Below are 26,336 nucleotides of genomic sequence, written 5' to 3'. Positions count from 1 at the left end.
AACACCAAAGTTAATTTGATTTCTAGATTGGGTCTACGACTTGTAATCTCTAGCTTTGATTTTAGAAACTTCTTCCATAGAAAATAAAACCCTCTGATCCGTTATTGAATCGTGTCTTGGAGCTTACTTGAAACAATAAGGACAAATCCAAGCTTGCTCATTGAGAGCCTCAGGAAGAGGGGAATAGATCCTACTTTAGCGGAGAAGGCAGTACAACTGGACAGGAAATGGAGATCAGTACTTCAAGAGGCTGAAAAATTGAGGCATGAACATAATGTGGTTAGTTCTCAGATACCTAAACTTTCAGCTGAGGAGAGGAAGAAAAGGATAGAGGAGGCTAGGGCACTTCTGGCGGTTCTTGATTCTAAGGAGAAGGAACTAAAGGAAATAGAGGAGGAAAGAGACAACTTATTGAGGGCTCTACCAAATTTGGTCCACGAGAGCGTACCGGTAGGTCCGGACGACTCCTATAACGTGCCAATTAAGGTGTGGGGGAAGTTCAGGGTATACGAAAAGGATTTAGACGGCTTCTTATCTCAGGTCAACGGGCTCAATGCCCAATATGAGCTGATCAAGTTCAAGCCAACACCACACGCTGATGAACTGGAGAACGTGTTGAAGTTAGGTAATACAGTAAAAGCCAGCGAGGTTGCAGGTTCAAGGTTCTACTACCTTTTTGACGATATAGTGTGGATTGAACAAGCGTTAATAATGTATGCGATAGACACGATAACATCCAAGGGTTTCTCGCTCGTTGTTCCACCTTACATGCTTAGGGGCGAGGTCATTCAATCCGTTATAGATTTGGATACTTTCAAGGATGCAATATATAAGATCGAAGGAGAAGATCTGTATTTAATTGCTACAGCAGAACATCCTATAGCCTCGCTCTTCTTTAAGGAGGAAATAGAGGCCGAGAGGCTTCCCCTAAAGTTTGTAGGAATCAGTCCAGCCTTTAGGAAGGAAGCTGGCGCTGCTAACAAGGATTTAAAAGGTATATTTAGAGTTCACCAGTTCAACAAGGTAGAGCAGTTTATCTTTTCCCTACCAGAGGACAGTTGGAAATTTCATGATGAGCTCTTGTATAACGCTGAGCAGATATTTCAAGGATTGGAACTTCCATATAGGGTTGTAAATATAGCCTCTGGAGATCTAGGAGCCTGCGCCGCAAAGAAATATGACCTAGAGGTGTGGATGCCAGCTCAAGCTAAGTTCAGAGAAATGGTAAGCTGCAGCAATTGTACTGACTGGCAAGCCTTTAGGATGAAGATAAGGTTTGTTGATAGGAAGAAGAACAGGAAAGGGTACGTTCACACTCTTAACAGTACGGCAGTTGCTACAACGAGAGCAATAACAGCCATCCTAGAGAACAACCAACTTGAAGACGGATCTGTTGTTATACCTAGAGTTTTACGATCCTATTTGGAAAGATTTAAAAATGCGCCAAAAGACGTAATTTTACCTAAGAAAAAAGGTTAGGCTTTCATCTGAGATTCAAGCCAAGCTTCAACTTCTTTCATTCTCCTCTTGGCCATCCTTAGGAAGAGCTTCAATATCATTCTAACTGGGAGGTAGACCGGTCCCTTCATGTAAAAGGAATTCAAAATGTTTTCAGCCCAATACACGTCATGCCAGAACACTCTCTTGTAAAGCTCTATATGGGATGGGCTTAACTGGATCCTCGTGAACCAATCCTTGTTCTTAAAGTAGCCCATAGGTACGAAGAACATTGGAACCAATATACTTCTGTAAGGTTTGAGACTATCAACAAGCTCGATTGTCCTTATTACGTCCTCCTCTTTCTCCTCTGGTAGTCCAACTATCATCGTCCCAGCAGGTATTATGCTGTGTTCATGCATTATTTTGAAGGCTTCGTTAACGGTCTCAGGATAGTTATCAGGCTTATAAGGAGCGGATTTAGCTGGCATTATCTCTTTAGCCAGTCTTGGAGAGCCCGTCTCTATTCCAACCTCTACACCTAAGTAGCTCTGTGACCCATTTTCGTAGATAATTTCAGAAAGCTTTGAGATAAGTCCATATTTCTCTTCTGAGAACCTTATGGCAGCTAGGCTGGCGTGGCTCCAAGCTATGGTCTTGTAATACTTCTTCACCATCTTATGAAGCTTAATTAATGGCTCTGGTCTAGGAATAATTCCTACAGCTCCATAGAACAGCACATCGTCGCTGTGTATGACTCCGTGTCTGACACCGGCTCGTACGTTAGCTTGTAGTTCCCTTTCTATCTTCTCTAAAGGATAATATCTAGTTGGTCTCAATGTAACGGAGCAGAACCTACAAGACCTTGCACATCCTCTCATTATTTCTATTAAGCCGTTTACGCTAGCACCCTTTATGTCTGGTATGTCCTCTATTCCAGGTACATCTTCTCCGCTAACGTAAACATAACGTGGCAGTTCCTCGTTATTAAGTATCATCTGCGCTAACTTTCCTATAATCTTTTCAGCTTCTCCATCCACCAAGGTGTTTATACCCACCTTCTCAATCATGTCTTCTCTCCAAAGCCATTGCCACACCGATGGGCCCCCCGCTATCATCTTTACTCCGCGCTTCTTAGCCTCCTGTACCTCAGGTTTGTTTATTAGATCTTGAAAGCTCTTGTAATTTATTGGTTCCTTCTTTGTTATACCCCACCACGTTGACGATGGAGGACCGAACGCGAAGTAATCATGATGAGAAAACATCAGGGCTTTAGCACTCTTTAAGTGAGGACCTAGATGATCAGGGTCAATTATCGCCGCCTTAAATCCCTCATCTATTAGTTTTGCCTCGACTTTCCTCATCCCGTAGGGGGCTTGAATTGGCCTTCCCACGTCATCTGTTTTCATTTTCGGGCAGGCTAGCCATTTCCAGGCCGATTCAGGTACTCCAATTGCGGGGCCAGTTCCAAGGAATCCAAGGAACTCTTTACCGTGATGGTTAGTCATTAAACATCTATCTGTGGTCAAGACGAAATCGAATGTCTCCAAGGTAACCAATCACCTCATTGAACTTAGGAGCTTTTTGATCTCTGGACTGAGGTTTTTCCTATCAAGCTCCTTGTAATCCGAGGTGTTTAAGCTCCAGCTTTCACCGTCTGGTAATTTAGCGCTCTTAATCGCAGAAAGGACGAAAAGCGTCTCTCCCCTCTCGTTCTTTATTTCCTCAATTAAGATGTCGTGATTACGTTTCTTTAAAAGGTATTTGTTTGTAGTTTCTGAAATCCTCATAAGATAACGAATATTCAAACTACTAATTTAATGTTTACGGTGTTAATGTTCAAGTAAATGAACGATTCACTCTTCGTCCCGATCTTCAGATCCTTCTAATTCGTCTCTAAGTAAGTCCAAACCAACCTCTTTGTAGTATTCTTCCCTCTCCTGCTCCCACTCGTCGTCCTCTCTCTTTCTTCCCTCCCTTTCGCTAACAACGGAAGTCGTTAGGACCTTGCCTCCCTTAGTCTTGTTCTCTTTAATTTGATATGCCTTCTTCGCCTTCTTATCCAAAGGTTCCTCATATCCGCACTTCTTGCACCTCAAAACTTCCTTATCTCCCTTCTTTACTGGTATCATTATACCTCCATCCTTAGGACAGAACTTCAACTAAAAGACACCATATATTAGGTAAGCCCTGGATATCATATATAAGGATTTTGGAACGTGCTAGAGTCGGACAATAAATGCAGATTTTTTAGAAATATTAAAATCATATAGGTTTAAAGAGTATTAAATCCTTACTCTAGGGTCTTCCTTAACAGAGTTGAGCACTATACTAGTGTAAGTCCTCTCTACTTTACTGTTTTTAAGTAGCTGCTTAAGGAACACGTCTAAGTCCTCAACGCTCCTAAACTTAGCTATTAAAACGACATCGTACTCTCCCACAACGTCGTACACTGCTACTATGTTATCTGCGTTTGAAATCTCCTTCTCAAACTCTACCAGGTATTTCCCGTTAACTTTAACCATTATGATGGCCGAAAGGGAGTAACCTAGCTTAGTGTAGTCGACTAAAGTTGTGAATCCTCTTATTACTCCCTCTTGTACCATTTTAGTTAACCTGTTGTGAAGAGTTGCCGGAGATACGTTCATCTCTTCAGAAAGCCTTCTTAGGCTTACCCTTGAGTCCCTAAGTAGCTCTATCAATAGCCTTCTGTCAATAGTATCAAGATCTATCTTCCTTTTACCATTAGTTGTCATAAAGTTCGTAACTCCATTCTCTTTCTCATTAAAAAATTTTTACTATAGCCAGGTATTCTTATATTAGCTTTGCCTCAGATATTCCCTGAATGATAAGTTGGACCCCAAAAGCTGCTATTATTATTGCAGTGAATCTCCCTGCAGCAACTGTTCCTGTTCTACCTAGGATTCTTATTAGAATAGGACCAGACAATAATACAATATACGTTAATAATGCCGCAAAAAGTGAACCTATAGCCAACTCTAAAACGCTATTTTGAACAGAGAGGGACACTAGAGCAGTCATGGTTCCTGGTCCAACTATCAAAGGCGTAGCTATTGGAGTAACCACAGCCTCTTCCAGTCTCTTAGAGAGGAATTTAAGCTGCTGAAATCCACCTAAAGTGTCTATACCTAAGTAAACAAGCAGTATCCCTCCTCCTATTTCTAGAGAGTAAGGTTCAATTCCTAGGAACTCTAAGATTAACCGGCCGATTATCGAGAAAATAAGGAGCAGCACCACTACAGCTATCTCAATTTTGTTTACTAAATAGTTCCATTTCATGTTTTCCCCTCCCTGGGTCGCTTCCTCAAAAATAGACAAAATGTAAGGAATGATAGAAAACGGATCCATTACCGCGAAGACTTTTATTGCTATTACTAGAACGTTATCTATTATCATCATTCAATAGAGACAACATTTCACTTAAAGTCTTGCGTTTGTCCTCCTGGTTCTCCGCGGTTAACGCAACGATAGCCTTAGAGATCACCTTGTACAACGTAGCCACCTCCCTCTTTAGTTTTTCATTTTCCTGCTCCAATTCCTTGACTTTTGAATCTAGGTTTTGATAATTAACATAAAGCTCTCCAAGTACAGACTCTAAATCTGATTCTCCATGATGATGCTCGTTATGGGATCCCTCGACTTCCCTCTGGATTTCCTCTAGGTCTTCGTCCGTTTTAGGTAGCTTATCTATTCTCAGTTTCACTTTCATCTTCACCTTCCGTGTCCACGTTACTACTGATCTCTCCTTCCTTGATTATATATTTTCCCACGCCTAATCTCAAGTAATGTTTCATTACTGTCGATATTTTACCTGCGGCCCTCGTTGGTATACACTCAGTCTCTACCTCCTCATCGGTATCTAGCTTGGCTACTACTTTGGCTACGGTTTTAGTGTCATCGCAGAACTCAACGTTAACAGACTTCACTCTCCCTAGGAAGACCAGGTTCTCCATATCTCTTCCTTTCATATTTATTCTAGTCATTTTCTCACTGCAGATCCTATAAGATCTGAAAGCTTTAATCCCTTCTCTACGAGAAAGGACTCGAACTCGTCTCTCAAAGATAAGAGAGCACCAAATCCCTGTTCAATTATTAACGTTCCTAAGCCCACCACTTTCGCACCTACCTCAAGGAACTCTATAGCATCATACAATGTGAAGACTCCACCTACACCTATTATCTCGGTAGAGTACTCCTTAAAAACATCATGAATAATTCTAACTGCAAGTGGATGAATACATTTACCTGATATTCCCCCAGTTCCATAAGAGAGGAGAGGTTTCCTACTTTCTACGTCTATTCTCATGCCCTTTAACGTATTAATTAGTGTAAGACCGTCCGCACCTCCGTCTAACGCTTTGCCTGCCAACTCGAGTACGTTATCCCACGGTCCTAATTTTACGAAAACTGGTTTGGTCACAGATCCCCTTACGTCTTTTACTATCTCCTTAACCTGGGAGGCCATATCGGCGCCGAAACTTCTCCTGTTAGGACTACTTAAGTTGATCTCAATAATGGTAGCCAATCGTTCGGCTTCATGAGAAACCTTAACGATCTCCTCCTTGGAGGACCCTCCCACACTTACGAAGAGTTTACACTTACTAGGTTTAAGTGAGTTTATTCCGTGATTTCCCAGGCCTATGGCGTTCATGTAGCATCCATCCCCTAGCTTAATTAGAGTGGGGGCATCATGGGGTTTCAATGGGTTGAGTGTTAGAGTTTTAGTCGTTATTGCTGAAGGGCGATACTCGTTACATATCCTCTCTGTGTACTCAGGGACGTCTGGGACTACGCCTGAGGCTATTATGAAAACGTCATCTAGATTAACTCCTGCCAGTTTTGTCGAATACATTTGATCCTCTCACAGGATAGACCTGTCCCTCTAAGTAAGAAACCTTTCCCTCCACTATCGTGGCGTGAACCGAGGCATCGAGCGGAAATCCATCTAACGGAGTTTGAGTCACTTTGCTGTATCTAGTAGAGTATCTCCATCTATCCTTTCTCAAGACCACTATGTTAGCTAAGTAACCCTCCCTTAATTCCCCAGCATCAACATTGAGGATGTTGCTTGGCCCTCTTGAGGTTAACTCTACGGCCCTCGACAGTGGTATTACACCTCTGAACGCGAGCGTATAAATAAAAGGTAGGGTAAATGAGACGGCTGCAATCCCGGGAGGGCACAGTTCATAAGGAAGGCTTTTTTCGGCGCTAGCGTGTGGGGCGTGATCGCTCGCCACGGCGTCAGCCTCAAATAAGGCTGTTAACAGTTTCTTCCTTTCCGTTGCGTCTCTAATAGGCGGATTGACTTTGGTTAGACAATTCCTCTCTCCGTCAACCAAAAGATGATGCGCAGTGAGGTCTGTAGTGAAGCCCAAATCCTTCGCTAGCCTAAGGGTGTCTAGATTTGTTACGTGAGTTATATGGAACCTTCCTTTAACTTCGTATAACGAAGCTATTTCCTGCCAAGTTCTTCTATTCATTCTCCCGTATCTCAGCGCTACAGGTACTTCAGGATGCAATATCTTTAACTTTTTAGACGTGAAAAGTTGGATAGTCTCCTCCTTATTAATATCTTCAGGAAAGACCTTATACCCAGCTATAGGTAGGCTCTCCACGTCATGTTTTGTTACCCCAGAATAAACTCCATAATCGCACCTCGAGTGATCTGCTAACTCCCTAAGTCTCATGTTGATGCTCCTCTCGTCGTTTATAGGTGGGACGGTGTTAGGCATATCAACAACTAATCCGATCCCTCCATATACAGCCTCTGACGTCCCTGAAGACACCGTTTCCTTATAAGATAGCTCTAACCCCCTCAAATGAACGTGCATATCTACGCCTGCTGGAAGGATCAAAGAGTCGTTCGGTAGCTTAAGGTCGGGTTTGCATTCTCTCTTTATCTCTCTTATCCTTCTGTCGAAGCCCAAACATCCCTCCACAACATCTCCCATATATATATTACCCTTGATCCACAACCTTCTCTACCTCAATAAAAGGGCCCTCCACGCACGCTAAGTACCCGTTCACGTTACAGACCCCACACGCTCCGTTCATACAATTCATCTTAACCCATCTAACGTAGATCAGAGTCTTGGGAGGAACTTCTCTAATCCTGCCTTTAGGTAATGAAGCAATTATGACATCCCATCTGTCCCTCTCTTTCTTAGGAAAGTTAACCTCACAGCCATCTAAGCATTTCAAGGAGACGTCATAACCTGATCTCCTTGCCTCTCTCAAGGGATAAAGAACATCGTGATGTAGCTCTCTAGTTGTTATACCCATTGTGTTCCCTAAAAGTAAAGGTCTGCCAAAAGGTCCCTCAATTGTAACTCTCTCTCTGCTTTCTATCCAGGATGCCAGTTGAGAGGAATCCACGTAAATTTCTAGTTCTCCTTCTCTATAATCCGCTACTCCTAGAGGAATCTCCTTTTCGCTAGGGAAGACAAGCGCAACGAACTGTCCGGCTTTGGGCTTCTTCCCATCATAGCTGATTATAAACCTTGTGAAGCGGCCCTCCTTATGAACTTCCAGAACTTTCGAAATCATTCCAGGATCTGCCTCATTACCTCCTCCTCGGTGAGCCTCGTTTCGCAGTATAGACAGCGAAGTATCAAGGGTTTACTCCTCAATGTGTTGAACTTAGTGATGGCCTCAGGATCATTATTAGTGATACAAGAGGGATTACTGCATTTTAATAACCCTGTTATTGTTTCAGGTACCTCTTGCTTTCTCTTCTCTACGACCTCGTAATCCTTGACTATATTTATAGTAGCTTCCGGAGCGATCAAGGTGATCAGTTCTGCCTCTTTTTCTTCTATCTTCCTCTCCTCTATCTTCAGGATATCCTTTTTACCAAGTTTGGAACTCTCCGCGTTCATAACTAGGGCTATCCTATATCCTTCAATTCCCTTGATTCCAAGTACCTTAAGCACAGCTAAAGCTCTCCCTGCGGGTATATGGTCTATTACAGTGCCGTTTCTGATCTTACTAACTATTAAACCACTCTTCAACTCAATCACCACTGACGACCTCATTTAGGAGAACCGATCTAAGAGGAACAGCGTAGGATGCCTCCAAGAAGTACTTGGCTTGAGGAGTGCTATCTATTCTTCTATCTATTTCTGACACCCTTGGTAAGGGATGAAGTATGGCGGCCTCTCTTTTCATTCCCTCAATCATCTTTAGGTCCACCCTGTAACTTTCCTTAACTTTTTCATACTCGTCTTCATCGAGAAATCTCTCCCTTTGTATTCTAGTTACGTAAAGCACATCTACTTCATTGATCACGTCCCTGACGTCAGAGAGCTCTTTAAACGGATAATTCAACTCGTTTAAGATCTCCAACCTAGCCCTAAGCTGAGGAGGCGAGATAAGGTAAACCATCTTAGGGTTAAAAAGTGTGAGAATCCTAAGCATACTATTGACTGTCCTAGCATATCTTAGATCTCCTAAGAATCCGAAAGTTAGTCCTTCTACGCTATGAAACAGACTTCTTACCGTGTAGATGTCTATTAGAGCCTGCGTCGGATGTTCTCTTTTTCCATCACCGGCGTTCACAACCGGTTTACTCGCTATCTCTGATGCGAATTTTGCGGATCCGTCTAGCTTGTGTCTCATTACGATACAGTCTGCGTAGTTATCAAGCATCCTAATGGTATCTGCAAGATTTTCGCCCTTTGATATTGACGTAGATTCATCCGAGGCGAATCCTAAAACTTTACCGCCAGAGGATAAGGCCGCGCTAGCGAAACTTAACGCAGTCCTAGTGCTCGGCTCAAAGAAGGCGTTAGCTATAATCTTTCCTTTTAAGTTTGGTTTGAACTGTCCTGTTAACAATTTATCGGTTAGCTCAAAGATTTGTAAGATTTCCGTTTTAGTGAAATCGAGCACAGAAATTACATCCTTCACGAATTGCCCTTATCTTTATTGTTTCGAACTATATTTAAACTCTTTTCCATTTATCTACAATTGATATACGATGGATATAGGAGATGTGTTGGTGAGAAGGAAGCTCCTTTTGATAGGTCACTTCGTTCTAACGTCTGGTAAGACCAGCCCGTATTACATTGACCTTAGGAAATTTCCGAGTTTTCCCGAGTTCTTGAGTGTAGTGGATGAGGCAGTTGTTAAGGTGAAGGATTTAGGGTTCGACTTTATAGTTGGAATAGCCACAGGTGGGGTGCCCTTTGCGTCATTTCTAGCTTGTAAACTAGGATTACCCATGGGATACGTTAGGCTAGAAAAGAAGGGTTACGGAACTGATAAGCTAGTTGAGGCAGAGATATCAGGAAGGAATGTGCTTCTTGTAGACGATGTGACAACTACCGGCGGATCGTTAGAGAAGGCGATCATTGAGATAACCAATGGCGGCGGAAAAGTAGTTGGAGCTCTGACTATAGTGGACAGGGAGGAAGGAGCCACAGAGAGATTAAGAAAGCTTGGAGTAGAGTTCAGGACCGTGTTCAAGATATCTGACATACTTAGATCGTTATCGAACAAACTCAATGAGAATGAAAGAAAGATAATAGAGGACTACTTGGGTGGCGTAAAGTGAAAAGGATCATTCTCTCATTAGATACTCCAGTACCAGTAGAGACGTTTGAAAGAATAGTTCCACACGTAGGTGGGGTTAAAGTAGGCTGGCCCTTAATACTATCATTAGGGAAGGAAGGGTTAAGGAGATACTTAAGACAAGTAGATGGATTAAGGATATTTGACCTAAAACTAGCTGATATTGACAACACAATGAAACTAATTGTAAATCAATTGAGGGACATAGGCGACGCCTTTATAGCCCATAGTTTCGTAGGTTTTGAAGGTTCCTTGTCCGCCTTAGCTTCAAGTGGGGTAGACGTTTTCTTAGTCGTTTCGATGTCACATGAAGGATGGAACGATAATTTCTACCCTTATCTAAGAGAGGTGGCAAGGAAAGTGAATCCTAAGGGTCTTGTGGCTCCAGCTACCAGGCCCAACATTTTGAGGAAAGTTAGAGAGGACTTTCAATCTAAAATCATAGTTTCCCCTGGAGTAGGAGCTCAGGGGGCTAAACCTGGTTTAGCTCTATGTAACGGGGCGAATTATGAGATAGTAGGTAGATCGATATATCAGGCCTCCGACCCTGTTGGGGCGCTAGAGGAAATTTATAAGACACAGGAAGAGGTTATGAGAACATGTGAAGGAGCAAAAACTGTCATCGAGTGAGACTTCCGTTAAATTAGCTAAGCTCGCAAAATTACTGAACGAGGCGGAGATTATCTACGAGGAGTTCGACGTGTCTCCAACTACAGATCTGGAGAAACTCTACACAGAGAATGGGGTTGAAGGAACTGAAACAGGAAAAGGCCCCTATTCTTACACTCAACTTTACGTCGAAGTCTTTAAACAACACGTGAATTTTTTGCGATCTGTATTTATGGAATATTCCAAAAGGACTATGGAAAATAGAATAGAGTTCATCTCATTTACTCTAGATTCAGGAGAGTATGTTATCTTCGAGGGTGAGGAGGATAAGGTAACCCTACCAATGCCGCACGGAGTGACCTCGGCTCACACTCATCCAGGAATCTGTCTATTCTCTTCTCCTGACCTTGAGACCGCGGATTCGCTCTTTATAAAGGGTTATCTAAGCATAGGAGTTATGAATCCAGAATGTGCGCTGTTGCTTTATAGAAATGGACCTTACACGATTGAGGACAGGGAAGCTCTACTTAACTTAATGAAAAAGGTGAGGAAATCTAAAACAATGGAGGAGTTGAACTTGGTCTACACATCTTTCAACTCTCAAAACTTGTCTCTATCCTTCATAAGGTTCTAATACTCAGTTTTTGGTTTTAGCCAAAAGATTTATTGTAGTTTCTGCGAGGTCTAGAGAGTATCTACTGACTCTCCTAAAAGAATCGGTTATTAAGAGTAGAGAAGGTTTAGTGGGCTCGCTCATGCTAAATATTGTTTCCATCACGCCCTTATGAAAGGCTGCAAGTTCGCCGTCCTGGTCAATTAACTTGTTTACTATCTCTCTCTTACCGTTGAGGAACCCCTTAGTAGCCTCTCTGTAGACCTCTAGGACCTTCTCTCCAAAACTCAATAGCATTGGAGGAGCTTGTTGGCCGACTTCGGGGATCAGGCTAGAAACTCTGCTAGCGTGATCCGCTATTCTCTCTATAGATTTCACAGCCGAATAGATATCTACAATCTGAGTGGCGTTGTATCCCTCTTCATTCAGTATCTCGAATGAGGTTATACTCAAGGTCAATTGTCGAGCTACGTAAAAGTAAAACCTATCAACCTCGTCGTCTCTCTCCATAACCTCTCTAGCTATTTCAACGTCTCCGCTCTTCAAGGCATCTATTGTATCCTTTAACATGTTCTGAGTTATTATCGCTGCCCTATTTATCGCCCTAGATATAGGTAGATCCTTCTCGTTAACTAGGAATTGCACGGTAAGGTTTGAGGCGTCTTCCTCGATCACCTCAGCGCCTAAAAGCCTCTTTCTCACCGTATCCTTAACCAAAGCTCTGTCCTCAGCCTTCATTTTGGGACAGAGTAAAGAGACTATTGTGTAGCCTGCCATGTAATACGCGATGAACTCCCTTATTGCAAAGGTAGGCCTCAGGTTCTCACAGTTAATTGTTGCTCTATTTTGCTTGGAGTCCTGAGGCGCTCCTTTAGGTAGTAGGAGAAGTCTCAAGTTATTATCTTGAATTACCTCAATCTCATCACCTGGATTCAAGGACAGCTGTTTAACCCAGGATTTCGGTAAGGAGATTATATATGTAGATCCGCCAGTTAGCTGTATTCTTCTAGATGATTTCTGCATGAGCTATATATATCTATATACTTTTAAGTTTTGGTACTAAGTTTCTCCTTTCTTTCCTTAAGAACATCCTCGCTTTGTTGGAGTATTACCTTAGCCTCCTCCTTTGCCTTAATCTTTATAGGTTCCGGGACTTCAACGGATGCGTAAAATCCGGTGTATATCTCATCAACCAAGAGACTTAATTCCGTCCCAAGCATGGGAGTGGTTCTCTTAAATTCCTTTAACGCTTCAACTATGTTAACTAAATCTTGAGATATATAGTCTATAAAGACAATTGTCTCGAGTTTCAGCTCAAGCATCTCTAGAATAACATCAAATTTATTCAAAAATGTTATAATACTTTCAAGTTGTTCAGACTCCTTAGCGTATTGCTGAGCCAGTGTTGAGAATCTAGAAGCGTTACTAACCGAAAGTCTTCTGAACTGCTCCGCCTTAGCTGTGAGCCTGTTCTGCCAAAGTCTAAGCTTTCCACGGGCCGTTTTCACCTCTACTAAAAGTCTCTGAAGGCCTCTTTTCATATGTTTGTTATTGGGGCAAAGAGCTTAAGAGGGTTTAGGGTTCTTTTTTGGTTGTCTTTGATAATTTTGGATCCGACACTAACTCAAGGAAAACGTCTAGATACGCCATGAACGTCTTGCTGGGCCTGTACAAAGCCCCGTAATCTCTCCCCTCCTTTGTCACGATCATGTTCTGTTGTAGAACATCTAAGTGATGTTGAACGGTTTTGTAGTCGAGGGAGAGAAGAGTGCTGAGCTGATTTGCATTAAGGGCCCCATTCAGAAGAGACTTCACTATTCTTATCCTAGTTTGTCCACCTCTTGATGTAATAAAAAGGAACGTAAACAGCTTCTTTACCTGCCTTCTCTCCCGCTCATGGCTCATTCTATATTTTCATATCGTTTAAGCATCTTAATATATTTCTCCGATAGTAAGCCTTTGTATGGCCTCTCCTATCACTTCGCTTACGGTAGGATGCGAGAACGTCACTGAGTAAAGCTGATTGACAGTAACCCCTAGTTCCATGACTACCGCTAACGTGTTTATAACTTCCGTGGCACCTTCTCCTATCATGTGAGCACCTTCAATCTTATCTCCCGCTATCACAAGCTTCAGGAATCCCTCAGTCTCATTTACAGTCCAAGCTCTAGGGATGTCCTTCATCTCAACTAATATTTCCTTCGCCTCCACTCCAGCCTTCTTCAGGTCTTCAGCCGTCCTCCCTATGGTTCCTATCTCCATGTCCGCAAAGATCGAAGACGGTATGTACTTGGGCATCCTGCTGCTCTTTCCACCTATGTTATCTCCAGCAACTAATCCCTGTCTCCAAGCCTTTGTAGCAGAAAGGGGCACGCCGGCGACGTCTCCCGCTGCGAAAACTTTAGGGTTACTTGTCCTTCCCTGACTATCTACCTTTATGTATCCTCTTTGATCCGTCTCAACGCCAAGTTCTTTTAGATTAAGGTTCTCCGTTGTAGCTTTTCTTCCTATAGTTATTACAGCCAGATCTCCCACTATCTCCTCCGAAGAATTGGGTAGATTCACAGAGAACTTAACTAACCCGTCAGACGATGTTATCTTGGACTTAGCGTTAAGGAACACTCTGATTCCTTTCTCCTCTAATCTCTTCTTAGTGGCCTGCGCTAGATCCCTATCAAATCCTGGAAGTAATTGAGGCATGAGTTCTAAGATAGTCACCTCCTTATCTAACGATCTAAATAGAGTAGCTAACTCCACTCCAGCGACACCTCCTCCCACTATAACGATTCTGTCCTTGATCTCCTTGAGGTTCATTGCTGTCCAAGGATCGAGTACGTTTTTATCGTTGAGAGGGAAGTCAGGTAAAGAAAGTGGAACAGATCCAGTTGAGAGAACTAGGTATTCTGAAGTGTGAATCTTACCGTTAACCTCAACTTCCCCTTGAGCCTTTATCTTCGCCTCTCCCTTTAACGTCTTAACGTTATTCTTAGAGAGATTCTTTTCCATTTTTTCTTTTATGGCAGAGATTATCTTGCCCTTGTTCTCGTTCAGCTTAGAATAGTCTATCTTAGAGGTTGAGATCAGCCAAGGAGATGAGGAAACCCTACTTATAGCCTTTACAGCGTCTATTAAGGTCTTTGATGGTATACACGCCCTGTTTATACATTCGCCTCCTATCTGATCTCTCTCCACTAGGGCAACGGTCTTACCTAATTCTGAAGCTCTAAGGGCAGCGGAAACTCCAGCTACCCCTCCACCTATTACCATTACATCAAATTCCATGGGCACTACTTCTTACGAGAGAGTATAAAGGTTTTTAACTTTTTCAAAGCGTGCGAAGCGTCCTCATCCTTTACCGCGTAAAGGCAATGCAACGCTACGTACTCTAAGTCAGTGTACACGCCATATTTCCTGAAAATGTCCTCTAAACTCAGCTTCAAATTAAGGTAATCTTTAGCAAATTCTGGATTGTGATCGTAAGCTAACTTTAGAAAACCCAGGAAAACTAGCCTCTTCCTTCTCTCACCTCTCAATATCACCTGAATTTGTAGTGGGATTTCACTCAACTCTCCTAAGCTGTCCGGATCTATCTCATCTACCTCCACCCTGAACTCTTCGCTAGTTAAGTAGAGTTCGACAACGTCTTTAGCCTTCATTGATCAAAGTTGGATCTTTCCTTAAAAAAGATTCAATGGACCTCTAATTGAACGCTTCACGATCCTACCTCGATCAAGTCGTTATGATAGCGAGAATTTAAGATTAGGAACTAAAAGTGTCAAAAACGTTTAGGTGAGAGAAATGGTTAAGAGAAGTAGTGAGTGGCGAAAGTATAAGGAGGAAGCTATAGCTAGGCTATTGAGAGACAAAGAGATAGGTTATCTTGATCCAGATATATGGGACCTCCTCTCAGTTTTCATGAACAGAGAGAAGGCATTTACTTATAGTAGCTGTAGCGGGAGGATAACTATAGTTGATTCTGTGTATCCATGGAGTAGAAAAGATTCTACTGTGATTTACAAAAACCATTTTAACTTATCCACAGAGGAGTTGTCAAGGATTGTATCTAGAGGAGGAGTTAGAAGGCTTTGGTTAATAGTGCAAGGCCCCATACTTCACGTCTATACGATGGATTACGAGGAAGCTTGGATCATAATTAGAGTAGCTAGAGAGGCTGGTTTCAAACACAGTGGGATACTCGCAGAAAACGTAAAGGGAATACTAGTTGAGTTAAGGACAGGTATCAGGATGGCTCACCTCCTCTCTGCCAGCGCTAGTCCGGACGATCTTGAAAGGATTGCCACGGTGGCCAATGAAGTTTTGAAACGCGGTAAAGAAAAGAAGAACCTGCTCAGAGACGTCATATCATCTATAAGAGATGATCCTGTGGAGCTGAGGAAGGACCCTGAAGGGCAAACCGAGCTCCATAACAGCGTCAGAAAGTTCCCTTAACGCGTAAACGTAGTCTAGCCTGTTTCCATCAGGTTGAACTATAACCTTCTCAGGGTCTATGTGTTGTCTATCCACGAAATCCTTAACCTCTTTAAGATCCTCTTTAGCGTTTACAATAACGAACTTGTAGTATGTTGCCCAATCGTCAGAGAAATCATACTTAAGCCTGTGTCCAGAGTTGAGCAGCTTAGGGGACACGGAGAAGATGTCAACCACTTTTCTCAGTTCAGGTTTTGGCTTTAGCGTACCGTTGGTCTCTATAGCAACTCTAAACCCTTTGTTCTTCAAGGAAACTGCAAGAGGTAATATATCTTGAAGTAGAGGTTCCCCACCAGTTATTGTAGTCCATTTCACGGACGTACTCAACTTACTTAGGATATCTTCAATCTCCATAGGTTCTCCATCTTCCCTCATCCAGGAGTTCTTAGTGTCGCACCATACACAACGTAAGTTACATCCAGCTAACCTAACGAAATTTGAGGGTCTCCCTATCAGGGTTCCCTCTCCTTGAATTGAAGTGAAGATTTCAACAATCCAATACCGCACTAGGATCTTGAGAGATTGACTTTAACCACTTAAAAATCTCTCTCCTTATAAGATTCAGTCCAATCCTTTTCTCAGAGCTGATCTCAAGCGGCCTATCATTAATCTTAGAAATTATCTCGCCTCTTATTTCATTGTCCACGTCGTCAATCTTATTGAACACAACTACAATCGGCTTACCTAATGTCTTTACATCGTTAAAGATTTTTAACTGTTCCTCGGGGTCATAATTAGCAGATTTAGAAACGTCAAAAAGGAAAATTATGAGTCCCTGTAGGTTCTTTAAGGCATTGACGGCTCTCCTCTCTATTACGTTCCTTTTATAGTCGGGTCTGTCAAGAATACCTGGAGTATCGATGACCTGTACCTTAATCCCACAGTCCATATGACCAACATGGATCTCCTTCGTGGTGAATGGGTAGCTAGCTACCTCTGGTTTAGCAGAGGATATAGCTGAGACCAGAGTCGACTTACCTACGTTAGGGGGACCGGAAACTATTACCGTAGGCATATATGGATCTATCGCCCTCTCCATAGAGAGCTTCTTTACCACCTGAATCAGCCAAGATAAACAATTCTCTGATCTCCTGAGTATCGATGAAGCTCTACCAAATCCGGATCTCATTAACTTGTTTGCTTCCATCTCATCGTTTCTTCTAATCAAGTCTTCGTACTGTTGGAGGATCCTCCTAGCGAGCTCTGCGTTCTTTTTAATCTCGGATAAGCAAACTTTCACCCTGTCCAGAGAACCGGACTCTATCTCCAATGACGTTCTGTAGAAGGGGTGTAAATCATCCACCTTAGGGAAAGATCTCACGAACGTTAGATAAGCGTTTAAGCCATCTCTATAATTTTTCAATCTCCTTATCTCCCTTTCCTTTACGGTTTTGCCACCAATTGAGCTTAGTCTCCTAGCTTGGATCTCTATGAAGTCCTCAACCTTAGGAGGCACTCTTAGTCTCTCAAAAGGATTTAACATATCTTAGTACCTTGTGGGACATCTCCATCAGGAGTAAGTAGGACAGGTCTAACTCCTCTCTCCTCATCTTCCTTGCAACCTGCGGCCAGTATCATTCCTTGACTTTCGTATCCTCTAATGACTCTTGGTTTTAAATTGGCCAGAACTATTACCTTCTTATTTAGAAGCTGTTCAGGTTTATAATACTCAGCTATACCAGATATTATCTGTCTCATTTCGCTGCCCAGGTCTATCTTTAGTTTAAGCAATCTGGTCCCCTCTATCCTCTCAGCCTCTATAACAAGACCTACCTTCATTTCAACCTTTTGAAAATCTTCTATGGTAATTTCCATGATAGGGTAGCAACGGCCACGAAGTTTAATGTCTTAGTTTACTTTGACAAGTAAATATATGTGCTATTAGTAGACGAATTTTTAAGCTGGCTATGTAAAGTTGGTTATGGAGAAAATTTCCGAGGGGAAAACGAAGGAGGTTTTTCTCCTGGACAACGATCACGTCCTTCTTAGGTTCAAAGATTACGTAACAGCTGGTGACGGAGCTAAGGCTGACATAATAGATGGCAAGGGTGTGCTAAACGCTCAAACCTCAGCCCTCCTCTTTAGATTACTTGAACGTGAGGGAATAGAAACCCATTATGTAGGAATGAAAGACGAAAGGACCATGATAGCTAAGAGGCTTAACATGATACCTGTTGAAGTGGTACTGAGAAATTACGCTACGGGAAGCATAGTGAAGAGGCTTCCAATTAAGGAGGGAGAGATTTTTGACCCGCCTATAGTGGAGTTTTTCCTCAAGGACGACGCTAGGCACGATCCCTTATTGAATTATCATCACATGAGATACTTGAAGCTAATGAACGAGGAGGAGGCTAGATACATAGAGGGTATAGTTCAGAGGGTAAACGCTGTGTTAACCAAAGTAGTTGAAAGGCTTAATCTCGTGCTATACGATTTCAAACTAGAGTTCGGTAGGTTAGGAAACAAGCTACTCGTTGGGGACGAGATTACCTTAGACGCTATGAGAGTGAGGGAACCGCAGACTCAGAGGATCCTAGATAAGGACCTCTATAGGAGAGGCTATCCGTTGGAACACGTTAAGTCGGCCTATGAGGAGTTCCTAGGTAGGTTGAGGAATGTGGTATGATTAAGGTCGAGCTAATAATTATAAATAAGGACGGAGTTAGAGATCCGGAAGGGGAGACCCTAAAAAGGTACGTAGTTGATGAAGTGGGGAAGGATAAGGTAGCGGATGTTAGAGTCGGAAAAGTCATTGTCATAAAGGTCAATTCGTCCTCAAGGGAGGAGGCCGAGAAGTTCGTGACTAGACTGGCTGAAGAGAAGAGGTTGTACAACCCGATAGTTCATAAAGTTATAGTAAGGAGTGAGAAAATTGAGGACGGCAATAATTAAGTTTCCTGGAACTACGTGTGAGATGGACGTCCTGAAGGCTCTGAAGCTGGTTAAGGCAGACGCGGAGATAGTTCTTTTCAATAAGTTCGATCCAGATCATTATCAAGGAGTTGTGCTACCAGGAGGGTTCAGCTTCGGGGATTACCTCAGGGCGGGTTCTATTGCGGCTAACAGTGAAGCGATAAAGGGTGTGAAAGAGATGGCCAACGAGGGTAAGCTTGTACTAGGAATATGTAATGGCTTTCAAATACTTGTTGAAGCAGGTATCTTAAAGGGCGCCCTACTACCCAACCTGAACCTTAGGTTCGTTACGAAATGGGTTTGGTTGAGGGTTAAGAGGAAGGACACTCCTTTCACCAAGGAAAGCAAGGACGTCCTGTTCATGCCTATAGCACATGCTGAGGGTCGATACTTCTTGGATGATGAGGAAAGCGCATCTGAGATAGCTGTACTACAATACGCTGATGAAAGGGGTGTACCTACGTCTGAAGCTAATCCTAACGGTTCACTAATGAACATAGCCGGGATAACAAACGAAGGTGAGAACGTTCTAGGGCTGATGCCTCATCCAGAGAGAGCCTCCTTTCGCTCCATCTCACCCAACGGATCTTCTGATGGGTTACATATACTAAAGGTGTTCGGCGGATGATCCTAACTCTTTCAGAAAGAGAAATGGAAGTGGCTAGGAAAGTCCTTCAAAGAGAGCCTAACGAAGCTGAGTGGAGAATGCTAGATGTCCTGTGGTCAGAACACTGCTCTTACAAGAGCTCCAAGGTGTTCCTGAGAAGTTTACCCAGTGAGGGACCCAACGTCGTAATGAGCGTCGAAGATTGGCAGGACGCTGGTGCAGTAGATATAGGAGATGGATTGGCTCTTGTCCTTAAAGTTGAGAGTCATAACCATCCGTCGGCTGTGGATCCTTTCAACGGGGCCGCGACAGGAGTTGGAGGAATATTACGAGATATAATAAGCAAGGGAGCTATGCCTATAGCTCTCCTGGACATGATAAGGGTTGGTGAGTTAAATGAGAAAGGGAAGTGGTTACTAAGGAACATAATAGCGGGGATAGGATTTTACGGAAACAGTGTTGGGGTTCCCGTAGTTGGGGGAGAGTTATCGTTTGACAGCACTTATAACGATAATCCTTTAGTTGACGTAGCCTGTGTAGGAATTGTAGATAAGGGGTCAATAGTGCCCAGTGTGGTGAAAGAGCCCGGTCTGAGGTTGGTCCTAACGGGTTTCACGGGCTTAGATGGCCTTGGAGGAGCTTCGTTCGCATCGAGAAAACTAAGCGGTAATGATGAAATCGGTGCCGTTCAGATTGCGGACCCGTTTGCTGGTAAAATTGTGATCGACTCCACCCTTGAGGTCATAAAGTACGTAGACGCGATCAAGGACTTAGGAGGGGGAGGTCTAGCGGTCGCGGTTACAGAGATGGCAAACGGCTTGGGAGCGATTGTGAATCTAGAGAAGGTCCCACTGAGAGTTAAGGAACTACTGCCTGAAGAAATTATAATTTCGGAGACGCAGGAGAGGATGCTCTTTGCGGTGAAACCGGAGAATGTAGAAAAGGTTTGCTCCAAGTTTAAAGAATTCAACTATCCTTGTGAGGACATAGGCGAAATAACTCCCGACAGAAGAGTTAAGTTTCTATACAACGGAAAGACGGTGGCTGACCTCCCGTCAGAACTTCTATTGTCACCTCCATTAAATCTGATGCCATCTGAACGAGCTCCTAGGAGATACAACGTTCCGAAGGATGTGACGATTGAGGAGGCTATCAACAAGGTACTATCGCATCCTGATCTTGTAAGTAAGGAGATAGTGTACTCTCAATACGATTATGAGGTTGGGACGTCAACTTTAGTGAAGCCAGGTGAGGCTGATAGCGCAGTGCTCGAGCTTCCAAACGGAAGGTTACTAGCCTTAAAAGCTGACGCTAATCAAGACCTTTGCTCCGAAGATCCCTACGAGTGTGGTAAATCGATAGTCGCGGAGTCCTTTAGGAACTTGTCAACCGTAGGTGCAAGGGGGATAGCCCTAGTGGACCATCTTCAGTTTGGAGATCCTAGAAAACCTCACGTTTATCAGGACTTTATAGAATCCCTCAGAGGGATAGCTGAGGCCTCTAGGTTCTTCTCAACTCCAATAGTAGGAGGCAAGGTCTCCTTCCACAACGAGGATAAGGATGGGAACCCTATAAAGCCCACTCCATTAGTTGTGATGGCCGGTCTCATAGAGGACAAAGTGGTCCGAAACGAGGTTAGAGAAGGTACTTTAGTACTCCTGGGGAACACTAGGGACGAAACTAGGGGAACCTTATTTAGCAGGATATTCGGAAGTTGGGGGGAGGTGCCAAAGGCTAGGTTAATGGAGGATCTGCTTGCCTCAAAGCTCATATTAAAAGGTATAAGTGAGGACAAGGTTTTATGGGATAAGGACGTTTCTAAAGGCGGGTTAGCAGGGGCTCTACTCCCAATAATCGTGAAGGGATATTCTGTCAAGATTTTCTCCTCTTCGATAATAGGGACGTCAAGCCTAATAGGGAAGATGTTCTCTGAGAACGGAGGAAGGTTCTTAGTTATAACTGACGACCCGCAATGGTTTACGTATCAATCGGGAAGGCTTGGAATTCAAGCCTCAATTGTAGGTAAGGTCGAAAAGGGATCCAGCCTATGGATTGACAATAAGGAATTCAAGATGGACGGGATCATCGACAACTACTTCTCTTATCTCGAGAAGGTGGTTTGGTCATGAAGGAGCACTGCGGTGTGTTCGGAGCCGTAGGACCTGAAGCAACTAGATTGACGTTTGAGGGTTTAAAATTACTTCAACACAGGGGGCAGGAATCTGCAGGCATCTCCTGGAGGAAAGGTGGGTTCATAACTACTTTAAAGGGATTGGGATTGGTTGGAGAAGCGTTAGATCCTTCTAAAATAGAGGAGTCAAACTTGTCAATTGGTCACGTAAGATATTCAACTACGGGCTCTGTCACTCTGGAGGAGGCACAACCTTTAGATAATGGGAACATCTCCGTTTCGTTTAACGGTACTATAACAAATCACTTCTTATTTGGGAGGTATTCCACTGACACCGAGTTCATCCTCAAGTTCCTGGCCGAAAGGATTTCATCAGGTGTCAGTTTAGTCGACTCAGTTAAGTCCTTCATAGATGTAGCTGATGGGGCCTTCTCCTTGCTCATTCTCTCATCACAAGGCGAGATAATAGCGGTGAGAGATCCGAGAGGATTCAGGCCGCTAGTGATAGGCGAGATAGCTGAGACTAAGGTAGTCTCTTCGGAAGACTCGGCAATTAAACAGTTGGGAGGGAAGGTAATTAGCTATGTTCGTCCAGGTGAAATAGTAACATTGAGGGAGAACGAAATAATCAGGGAAGGAATTTCGAACTTAACTCCAACAACGTGCTCATTTGAGTACATTTATTTCTCTAGGAGCGATTCAGAAATAGATGGCGTTTCAGTTTACGCCTCTAGAATTAGGCTTGGCGAAGTTTTAGCTAAATATCATCCGGCCAATGGTGAGATCGTAATACCGGTTCCTGACTCATCCAGACCGATAGCGTTGGGGTTCTCCAGAGCTAGCGGAATTCCCTTAGAGGAGGCTCTTGTAAGGACGATCTCGTCAAAGAGGTCGTTCATAATGCCATCCAACGAGAGAAGGAAGGAGGTCCTCAAAGAGAAATTCGGTGTAGTTGAGTGGGCGGTTAAAGGAAAGAAAGTGGTTTTAATAGACGATTCGATCGTGCGGGGGAACACCATGAGGAGACTAATAACTTCTCTCAGGGATAACGGGGTTAGAGAGGTTCACGTGAGAATAGGTTCTCCAATGATAAAATACCCTTGTTATATGGGAATAGATTTCCCAAGGAGGTCGGACCTAATAGCTAACGTAGGTGACGTCGATAAGATAGCAAAGGAGATTGATGCGGATTCGTTAGAGTACCTAACTGTGAAGGAAATGGAGGAAGCTATAGGACGAACAACGTTATGTAAAGCCTGTTTCGCAGGATCTTATCCGCTTAAGGGAAGATATGTGCTCTCCAATCTTGAGAGCGTTTTCGCAAGGTGATGTAAATGGCAGGAATAGTAGGGATTTTGGCCTTCGATAAGGTATGGGACGTATCAAAGTTTTTGTACTATTCCATGATAGGACTTCAACATAGAGGTTACACAAACAGTGGCGTAGTAGTACTGAATGAGAAGATGGAGTCAATAACTTCCAGAAGCTCTCCGGAGGACTTAGAGTTTAACCTAAAGGGTTGGGCTGCGATAGGATATGCCGGAACGAGAGGTGGTTTCCCAATATTAAATGAAGAAGTGGCCTTAGTGATTGACGGTGTACTAAAGGACTCAGAAACGTTTCTAAAGCAATTTACAAAGGATAGAGAGAGAGCCCTACAAGAGGCTAAGGGATCGTTTTCACTAGTGGCCTTAACTAAAGACGGAGAAGTAATAGGCTACAGAGACGAGACAGGGGTGAGACCACTTAGCCTAGGAGCGTTCGGTTTCGATATGGGTATTATAGCTTCCGAACCGGTAGGCATGTCAGTGATAGGTGGTGATTTCAGGAGGGAGATCGCTCCTGGTGAAATGGTAACCATTTCAACTCTTAACGTGAAGTCGAAACAGATTAAAGAGCCAAAAAGAGCCTACTGCTCTATCGAGTACATCTATCAGGCAAGGATAGATAGTTACGTAAACGAGAGGGATGTGTACGAGACTAGGATAAAAATAGGGGAGCAGTTAGCCGAGGAGAAGCCAATTAATGCCGACTCCGTAATAGGGGTACCAGAGACCGCACTACCTTTCGCGGTGGGATATAGTAGGAAGCTAGGATTGCAATTCGACTTAGGATTTACGAGAACCGGAAGTCCTATAAGGACCATGTTGGCGTCAGATAGCTTCCTGAAGGTTATAGGCGTCCAACTTAAGCTAAACCCAATTAAGAGCGCGGTTTTGGGGAAAAAGATAGTGTTAATAGACGATTCGATGGTAACCGGAACGACTATTAAGAACACGATCATGAGTCTCAGACGCTTAGGAGCCAAAGAGGTTCACGTACTAATAGGCAGCCCAAAATTAGTATCCTATTGTCCCTACGGTATTGAAGTTCCGGAAGATAAGGAACTAATTGCCGCTAACCTGAGCGAGGCGGAGGTAGCCAAGGTTCTCGGAGCGGATTCCATTCACTGGCTAAGTTTGGATGGTCTGTTCAAGGCAATATCAAGTCGTAGCTTATGCACGGGATGTATGACAAGGAGGTACCCAAAGGTGATATGAATGAAAGTACTCATCATAGGTGAGGGAGCTAGAGAACACGCTTTGTCTGAGGCCTTGGCTAACTCCTCAGAAGGTTACAGGGTTTTCGCCCTCTCTTCGTACATAAACCCAGGAATTAGAGACTCGGTTATTAGGACAGGCGGGGAATACATTCTAGGCAATATAAACTCGAGGGAAGAAGTGAGGTCAGCCATCAATAAGGTCAACCCAGATTTTGGTGTAGTAGGCCCTGAGGATCCTCTGTTTCACGGGGCGGCGGATGAGTTCAGGCTAAACGGTATACCTGTTGTTGGTCCGGGAGTCAAGGGAGCTGAGATAGAGAGATCTAAGGTATGGATGAGGCATTTGATGTGGAAGTATAAGATCGATGGAAGACTTAGATATAGAAGCTTCTCAAGTTTGGAGGAGGCCTCTAAATTTTTAATGGAGTACGGTGGGTCTGTGGCAGTAAAACCGGCAGAACAGGTAGGGGGCAAAGGGGTCAAGGTCGTTGCTGACATTCAGGCATATCTAAGCAAGGAGAAGAGAAGGGCACTAAGCAAAAGCGTGGATGAGATAGGTTCCCTAGTTAGGAACGATATTAAGATCATTATAGAGGAGAGAGTAGACGGCCCTGAGTACACGCTTCATGTACTAACAGACGGTCACACTTATCTCCCATTACCACTTGCTCAGGACTACAAACACGCTTACCAGGACGGTATAGGACCTGAAACCGGAGGGATGGGGTCTATATCCGGACCTAAGAACCTGCTACCTTTCATCACCCAGGAGGAGTACGAGAAAACGTTAGGGATCATACAAGAGACGGCGAAAGCTATAGAAAGCGAAACTGGTGAGAAATACAGAGGGTTCATATCAGGACAAATGATGCTAACAGATCTCTGGGGGCCTACAGTGATAGAGTTCTACTCCCGGTTGGGGGACCCAGAGACCTCTGCCATTATCCCTAGAGTAACATCCGACTTCGGTCACATCTTACAATTGGCGGCTGAGGAGAAGCTATCTAAAGCTAAGCTAGAGGTAAGGGACGAACCATCGATAGTTAGGGCCGTAGCACCGTTAGGATATCCCTTAAGGAGAGATCTTGCTTCTGGAAAGATTTTAGAGCTGGACCTAAACGCGTTGAGGGAAAAGGGATGTAAAGTTTATTTCGGATCTGTAGCTTATGAAGGAGGAAGGCTCATAACTAAGGGATCCAGAAGCCTTGAAGTTGTAGCCTTAGGGAATTTTGACGAGATATCTCGTACTATAGACCAGTGCATTAACATGATTAGCGCTAACACGGAACTAGTTTATAGGACAGATATAGGGAGGAGATTAAGTGAGCAGATAGAAAAGGCTGAGATAGTCAGATACTCTTACGTCAATAGAGCTAAGAACTCATCGTTGGGATCCTCCGCGGATTGGTCTCCTAATGGTGGTCTATGGTGACCGAATACAAAAAATCAGGAGTGGACCTTGATAAGATAAAGGAACTTCACTCCATTGAAGCATCTATAATAACATCAACCTACAAGAGGACAATACTGGGTGCGGGACACTATTCAGGCGTGATTGAGCTAAACGGTATGAAGATAGCTATTCACGTCGACGGTGTGGGAACTAAGACCCTACTAGCTAAGAAGGCAGGGAGGTATAAGGAGGTTGGCGTAGATTGTGTAGCGATGAACGTCAACGACCTGATTAGTATAGGAGCTATACCTCAAGCTCTCGTCGATTACATTGCCTTAGAGGAACCTTCTGAAAAGATCGTATCTGGTGTCATTCAGGGCATAGTAGAGGGAGCGAAAGAGGCTGAAATTGACGTTGTAGGAGGTGAGACGGCTGTTATGAAAGACGTTGTTAACGGTTTCGATCTATCGTGTACGGCAATAGGGGTCGTAGAGGAGTTAAAAACAGGAAACAACGTGGTTCCGGGAGACGTAATAATCGGCCTATCAAGTAATGGAGTTCACGCTAACGGTTTCACGCTAATCAGAAGACTCCTTGACCAAAACAGGTTATCTTGGGAGGATTGGGAGGCCGAATTACTCAAGCCAACCAGGATCTATGTGAAGCCCTTATTGGAAGTTTTGGATCTGATAAAGGCGGCAGGCCACATCACGGGAGGATCCTTCTCAAAGCTTAGGAGGATAACTAATTATTCCCTAGATCTTCACCTCCCAGAGCCCCCTCCCATCTTTAAGGCAGTAGAGGAGGCAGGAGTTCCTCACGATGAAATGTACAGAGTGTTTAATATGGGTGTCGGCATGGTATTATTCGCTGAAAAGGATAACGTAGAGGAAATACTTCGTCGCACCAACCCGTATTGTCCTGCCCAGATCATAGGTAAAGTAGAAAGTGAGACTGGGAAAATCAAAGTTCACACGTACAAGTCCCAGTTTCTTTATTTATAGAATTTTA

33 protein-coding genes are annotated in these 26,336 nt (G+C 43.6%); 13 read left to right on the top strand and 20 right to left on the bottom strand.

Annotated features, from left to right (window positions below):
• Positions 1-111: 111 nt before the first annotated feature.
• Positions 112-1,479, top strand: coding sequence for a serine--tRNA ligase (gene serS / locus MCUP_RS01705; RefSeq protein WP_048057382.1), 1,368 nt, complete (start codon positions 112-114; stop codon positions 1,477-1,479).
• Here the strand turns inward: serS and MCUP_RS01700 are convergent.
• From MCUP_RS01700 to pyrB, 12 genes are all read right to left on the bottom strand, one after another.
• Positions 1,476-2,945 carry a B12-binding domain-containing radical SAM protein gene (locus MCUP_RS01700; protein ID WP_048057690.1) on the bottom strand — a complete coding sequence of 490 codons (1,470 nt, stop codon included), beginning with the start codon at positions 2,943-2,945 and terminating at the stop codon, positions 1,476-1,478. The two genes, serS and MCUP_RS01700, sit on opposite strands and share 4 nt — an antisense overlap.
• 51 nt (positions 2,946-2,996) lie before the next feature.
• Positions 2,997-3,227: a hypothetical protein gene (locus MCUP_RS01695; protein ID WP_013736936.1), complete on the bottom strand. Its 231-nt coding sequence runs from the start codon at positions 3,225-3,227 to the stop codon at positions 2,997-2,999.
• A gap of 66 nt (positions 3,228-3,293) precedes the next feature.
• Complete coding sequence (locus tag MCUP_RS01690) at positions 3,294-3,599, bottom strand: RPA12/RPB9/RPC11 RNA polymerase family protein (RefSeq protein WP_013736935.1); 306 nt, start codon at positions 3,597-3,599, stop codon at positions 3,294-3,296.
• A 123-nt stretch (positions 3,600-3,722) separates the two neighbouring features.
• Entirely contained in the window at positions 3,723-4,193 is a 471-nt protein-coding gene (locus tag MCUP_RS01685) for an Lrp/AsnC family transcriptional regulator (protein WP_013736934.1), read from the bottom strand.
• 58 nt (positions 4,194-4,251) lie between these two features.
• On the bottom strand, positions 4,252-4,854 hold the full coding sequence (locus MCUP_RS01680) for a MarC family protein (RefSeq protein WP_013736933.1): 603 nt from the start codon (positions 4,852-4,854) through the stop codon (positions 4,252-4,254).
• A complete protein-coding gene (locus MCUP_RS01675; protein ID WP_048057380.1) occupies positions 4,841-5,167 on the bottom strand; it encodes a hypothetical protein in 327 nt (108 codons plus the stop codon). Before MCUP_RS01675 ends, MCUP_RS01680 begins: the two co-directional genes overlap by 14 nt.
• Entirely contained in the window at positions 5,142-5,441 is a 300-nt protein-coding gene (locus MCUP_RS01670; RefSeq protein WP_013736931.1) for a hypothetical protein, read from the bottom strand. The genes MCUP_RS01675 and MCUP_RS01670 overlap by 26 nt, the downstream gene beginning before the upstream one ends.
• A complete protein-coding gene (gene pyrD, locus MCUP_RS01665) occupies positions 5,438-6,310 on the bottom strand; it encodes a dihydroorotate dehydrogenase PyrD (RefSeq protein ID WP_013736930.1) in 873 nt (290 codons plus the stop codon). The genes MCUP_RS01670 and pyrD overlap by 4 nt, the downstream gene beginning before the upstream one ends.
• Positions 6,282-7,433: a dihydroorotase gene (gene pyrC, locus MCUP_RS01660; protein ID WP_083808556.1), complete on the bottom strand. Its 1,152-nt coding sequence runs from the start codon at positions 7,431-7,433 to the stop codon at positions 6,282-6,284. Before pyrC ends, pyrD begins: the two co-directional genes overlap by 29 nt.
• Positions 7,417-8,004 carry a 2-polyprenylphenol hydroxylase gene (locus tag MCUP_RS01655; RefSeq protein WP_013736928.1) on the bottom strand — a complete coding sequence of 196 codons (588 nt, stop codon included), beginning with the start codon at positions 8,002-8,004 and terminating at the stop codon, positions 7,417-7,419. Before MCUP_RS01655 ends, pyrC begins: the two co-directional genes overlap by 17 nt.
• Positions 8,001-8,492 carry an aspartate carbamoyltransferase regulatory subunit gene (pyrI, locus tag MCUP_RS01650; protein ID WP_048057379.1) on the bottom strand — a complete coding sequence of 164 codons (492 nt, stop codon included), beginning with the start codon at positions 8,490-8,492 and terminating at the stop codon, positions 8,001-8,003. The genes MCUP_RS01655 and pyrI overlap by 4 nt, the downstream gene beginning before the upstream one ends.
• Positions 8,470-9,366 (bottom strand): aspartate carbamoyltransferase, encoded by an 897-nt coding sequence (gene pyrB, locus MCUP_RS01645; RefSeq protein ID WP_013736926.1) that lies wholly within the window; start codon positions 9,364-9,366, stop codon positions 8,470-8,472. The genes pyrI and pyrB overlap by 23 nt, the downstream gene beginning before the upstream one ends.
• A 70-nt stretch (positions 9,367-9,436) precedes the next feature.
• Here pyrB and pyrE point away from each other — a divergent pair, with 70 nt between their 5' ends.
• The 3 genes from pyrE to MCUP_RS01630 are packed head-to-tail and all read left to right on the top strand — an operon-like array spanning position 9,437 to position 11,272.
• A complete protein-coding gene (gene pyrE / locus MCUP_RS01640; RefSeq protein ID WP_013736925.1) occupies positions 9,437-10,012 on the top strand; it encodes an orotate phosphoribosyltransferase in 576 nt (191 codons plus the stop codon).
• Positions 10,009-10,659, top strand: a complete 651-nt coding sequence (locus MCUP_RS01635) for an orotidine 5'-phosphate decarboxylase / HUMPS family protein (protein ID WP_013736924.1) — start codon at positions 10,009-10,011, stop codon at positions 10,657-10,659. Before pyrE ends, MCUP_RS01635 begins: the two co-directional genes overlap by 4 nt.
• The gene (locus MCUP_RS01630) at positions 10,631-11,272 is read left to right on the top strand and encodes a hypothetical protein (RefSeq protein WP_013736923.1); all 642 of its coding nucleotides are present in this window, start codon (positions 10,631-10,633) and stop codon (positions 11,270-11,272) included. The genes MCUP_RS01635 and MCUP_RS01630 overlap by 29 nt, the downstream gene beginning before the upstream one ends.
• A 3-nt stretch (positions 11,273-11,275) precedes the next feature.
• Here MCUP_RS01630 and MCUP_RS01625 read toward each other — a convergent pair whose 3' ends face one another.
• Genes MCUP_RS01625 through MCUP_RS01605 form a run of 5 tightly spaced genes read right to left on the bottom strand, consistent with a single transcriptional unit; the run spans position 11,276 to position 14,907 of the window.
• A complete protein-coding gene (locus MCUP_RS01625) occupies positions 11,276-12,274 on the bottom strand; it encodes a phosphate uptake regulator PhoU (RefSeq protein WP_048057378.1) in 999 nt (332 codons plus the stop codon).
• Between the two features lie 23 nt (positions 12,275-12,297).
• Positions 12,298-12,792, bottom strand: coding sequence for a cell division protein CdvB3 (gene cdvB3, locus MCUP_RS01620; protein WP_013736921.1), 495 nt, complete (start codon positions 12,790-12,792; stop codon positions 12,298-12,300).
• A 34-nt stretch (positions 12,793-12,826) separates the two neighbouring features.
• Positions 12,827-13,156, bottom strand: a complete 330-nt coding sequence (locus MCUP_RS01615; protein ID WP_013736920.1) for an ArsR/SmtB family transcription factor — start codon at positions 13,154-13,156, stop codon at positions 12,827-12,829.
• A gap of 27 nt (positions 13,157-13,183) precedes the next feature.
• Positions 13,184-14,533, bottom strand: coding sequence for a dihydrolipoyl dehydrogenase family protein (locus MCUP_RS01610; RefSeq protein ID WP_013736919.1), 1,350 nt, complete (start codon positions 14,531-14,533; stop codon positions 13,184-13,186).
• 5 nt (positions 14,534-14,538) lie between these two features.
• Positions 14,539-14,907: a hypothetical protein gene (locus MCUP_RS01605; protein ID WP_013736918.1), complete on the bottom strand. Its 369-nt coding sequence runs from the start codon at positions 14,905-14,907 to the stop codon at positions 14,539-14,541.
• A 142-nt stretch (positions 14,908-15,049) separates the two neighbouring features.
• On the opposite strand from MCUP_RS01605, the gene MCUP_RS01600 reads away from it, so the two are divergent.
• Entirely contained in the window at positions 15,050-15,700 is a 651-nt protein-coding gene (locus tag MCUP_RS01600) for a tRNA(Phe) 7-((3-amino-3-carboxypropyl)-4-demethylwyosine(37)-N(4))-methyltransferase (protein WP_048057377.1), read from the top strand.
• Here MCUP_RS01600 and MCUP_RS01595 read toward each other — a convergent pair.
• The 3 genes from MCUP_RS01595 to metG are packed head-to-tail and all read right to left on the bottom strand — an operon-like array spanning position 15,614 to position 17,554.
• Entirely contained in the window at positions 15,614-16,246 is a 633-nt protein-coding gene (locus MCUP_RS01595; protein ID WP_013736917.1) for a 7-carboxy-7-deazaguanine synthase QueE, read from the bottom strand. The two genes, MCUP_RS01600 and MCUP_RS01595, sit on opposite strands and share 87 nt — an antisense overlap.
• A complete protein-coding gene (locus MCUP_RS01590; protein WP_013736916.1) occupies positions 16,227-17,222 on the bottom strand; it encodes an NOG1 family protein in 996 nt (331 codons plus the stop codon). The genes MCUP_RS01595 and MCUP_RS01590 overlap by 20 nt, the downstream gene beginning before the upstream one ends.
• Positions 17,216-17,554: a methionine--tRNA ligase subunit beta gene (metG, locus tag MCUP_RS01585; protein ID WP_013736915.1), complete on the bottom strand. Its 339-nt coding sequence runs from the start codon at positions 17,552-17,554 to the stop codon at positions 17,216-17,218. The genes MCUP_RS01590 and metG overlap by 7 nt, the downstream gene beginning before the upstream one ends.
• A gap of 100 nt (positions 17,555-17,654) precedes the next feature.
• Here metG and MCUP_RS01580 point away from each other — a divergent pair, with 100 nt between their 5' ends.
• Genes MCUP_RS01580 through purM form a run of 8 tightly spaced genes read left to right on the top strand, consistent with a single transcriptional unit; the run spans position 17,655 to position 26,329 of the window.
• Complete coding sequence (locus tag MCUP_RS01580) at positions 17,655-18,365, top strand: phosphoribosylaminoimidazolesuccinocarboxamide synthase (protein WP_048057375.1); 711 nt, start codon at positions 17,655-17,657, stop codon at positions 18,363-18,365.
• Positions 18,362-18,631, top strand: a complete 270-nt coding sequence (gene purS / locus MCUP_RS01575; protein ID WP_013736913.1) for a phosphoribosylformylglycinamidine synthase subunit PurS — start codon at positions 18,362-18,364, stop codon at positions 18,629-18,631. Before MCUP_RS01580 ends, purS begins: the two co-directional genes overlap by 4 nt.
• A 22-nt stretch (positions 18,632-18,653) precedes the next feature.
• Positions 18,654-19,280: a phosphoribosylformylglycinamidine synthase I gene (gene purQ, locus MCUP_RS01570; protein ID WP_048057688.1), complete on the top strand. Its 627-nt coding sequence runs from the start codon at positions 18,654-18,656 to the stop codon at positions 19,278-19,280.
• A complete protein-coding gene (purL, locus tag MCUP_RS01565) occupies positions 19,277-21,388 on the top strand; it encodes a phosphoribosylformylglycinamidine synthase subunit PurL (protein WP_013736911.1) in 2,112 nt (703 codons plus the stop codon). The genes purQ and purL overlap by 4 nt, the downstream gene beginning before the upstream one ends.
• Positions 21,385-22,719, top strand: a complete 1,335-nt coding sequence (purF, locus tag MCUP_RS01560; protein WP_013736910.1) for an amidophosphoribosyltransferase — start codon at positions 21,385-21,387, stop codon at positions 22,717-22,719. Before purL ends, purF begins: the two co-directional genes overlap by 4 nt.
• Positions 22,720-22,724: 5 nt before the next feature.
• Positions 22,725-23,930, top strand: coding sequence for an amidophosphoribosyltransferase (locus tag MCUP_RS01555; RefSeq protein WP_013736909.1), 1,206 nt, complete (start codon positions 22,725-22,727; stop codon positions 23,928-23,930).
• Complete coding sequence (purD, locus tag MCUP_RS01550; protein ID WP_013736908.1) at positions 23,931-25,364, top strand: phosphoribosylamine--glycine ligase; 1,434 nt, start codon at positions 23,931-23,933, stop codon at positions 25,362-25,364.
• Positions 25,358-26,329: a phosphoribosylformylglycinamidine cyclo-ligase gene (gene purM / locus MCUP_RS01545; protein ID WP_013736907.1), complete on the top strand. Its 972-nt coding sequence runs from the start codon at positions 25,358-25,360 to the stop codon at positions 26,327-26,329. The genes purD and purM overlap by 7 nt, the downstream gene beginning before the upstream one ends.
• Positions 26,330-26,336 lie beyond the last annotated feature (7 nt).

It is taken from the genome of Metallosphaera cuprina Ar-4, assembly GCF_000204925.1.
GTDB classification, from domain to species: domain Archaea; phylum Thermoproteota; class Thermoprotei_A; order Sulfolobales; family Sulfolobaceae; genus Metallosphaera; species Metallosphaera cuprina.
This window is presented reverse-complemented; position numbering and strand designations above follow the sequence as displayed.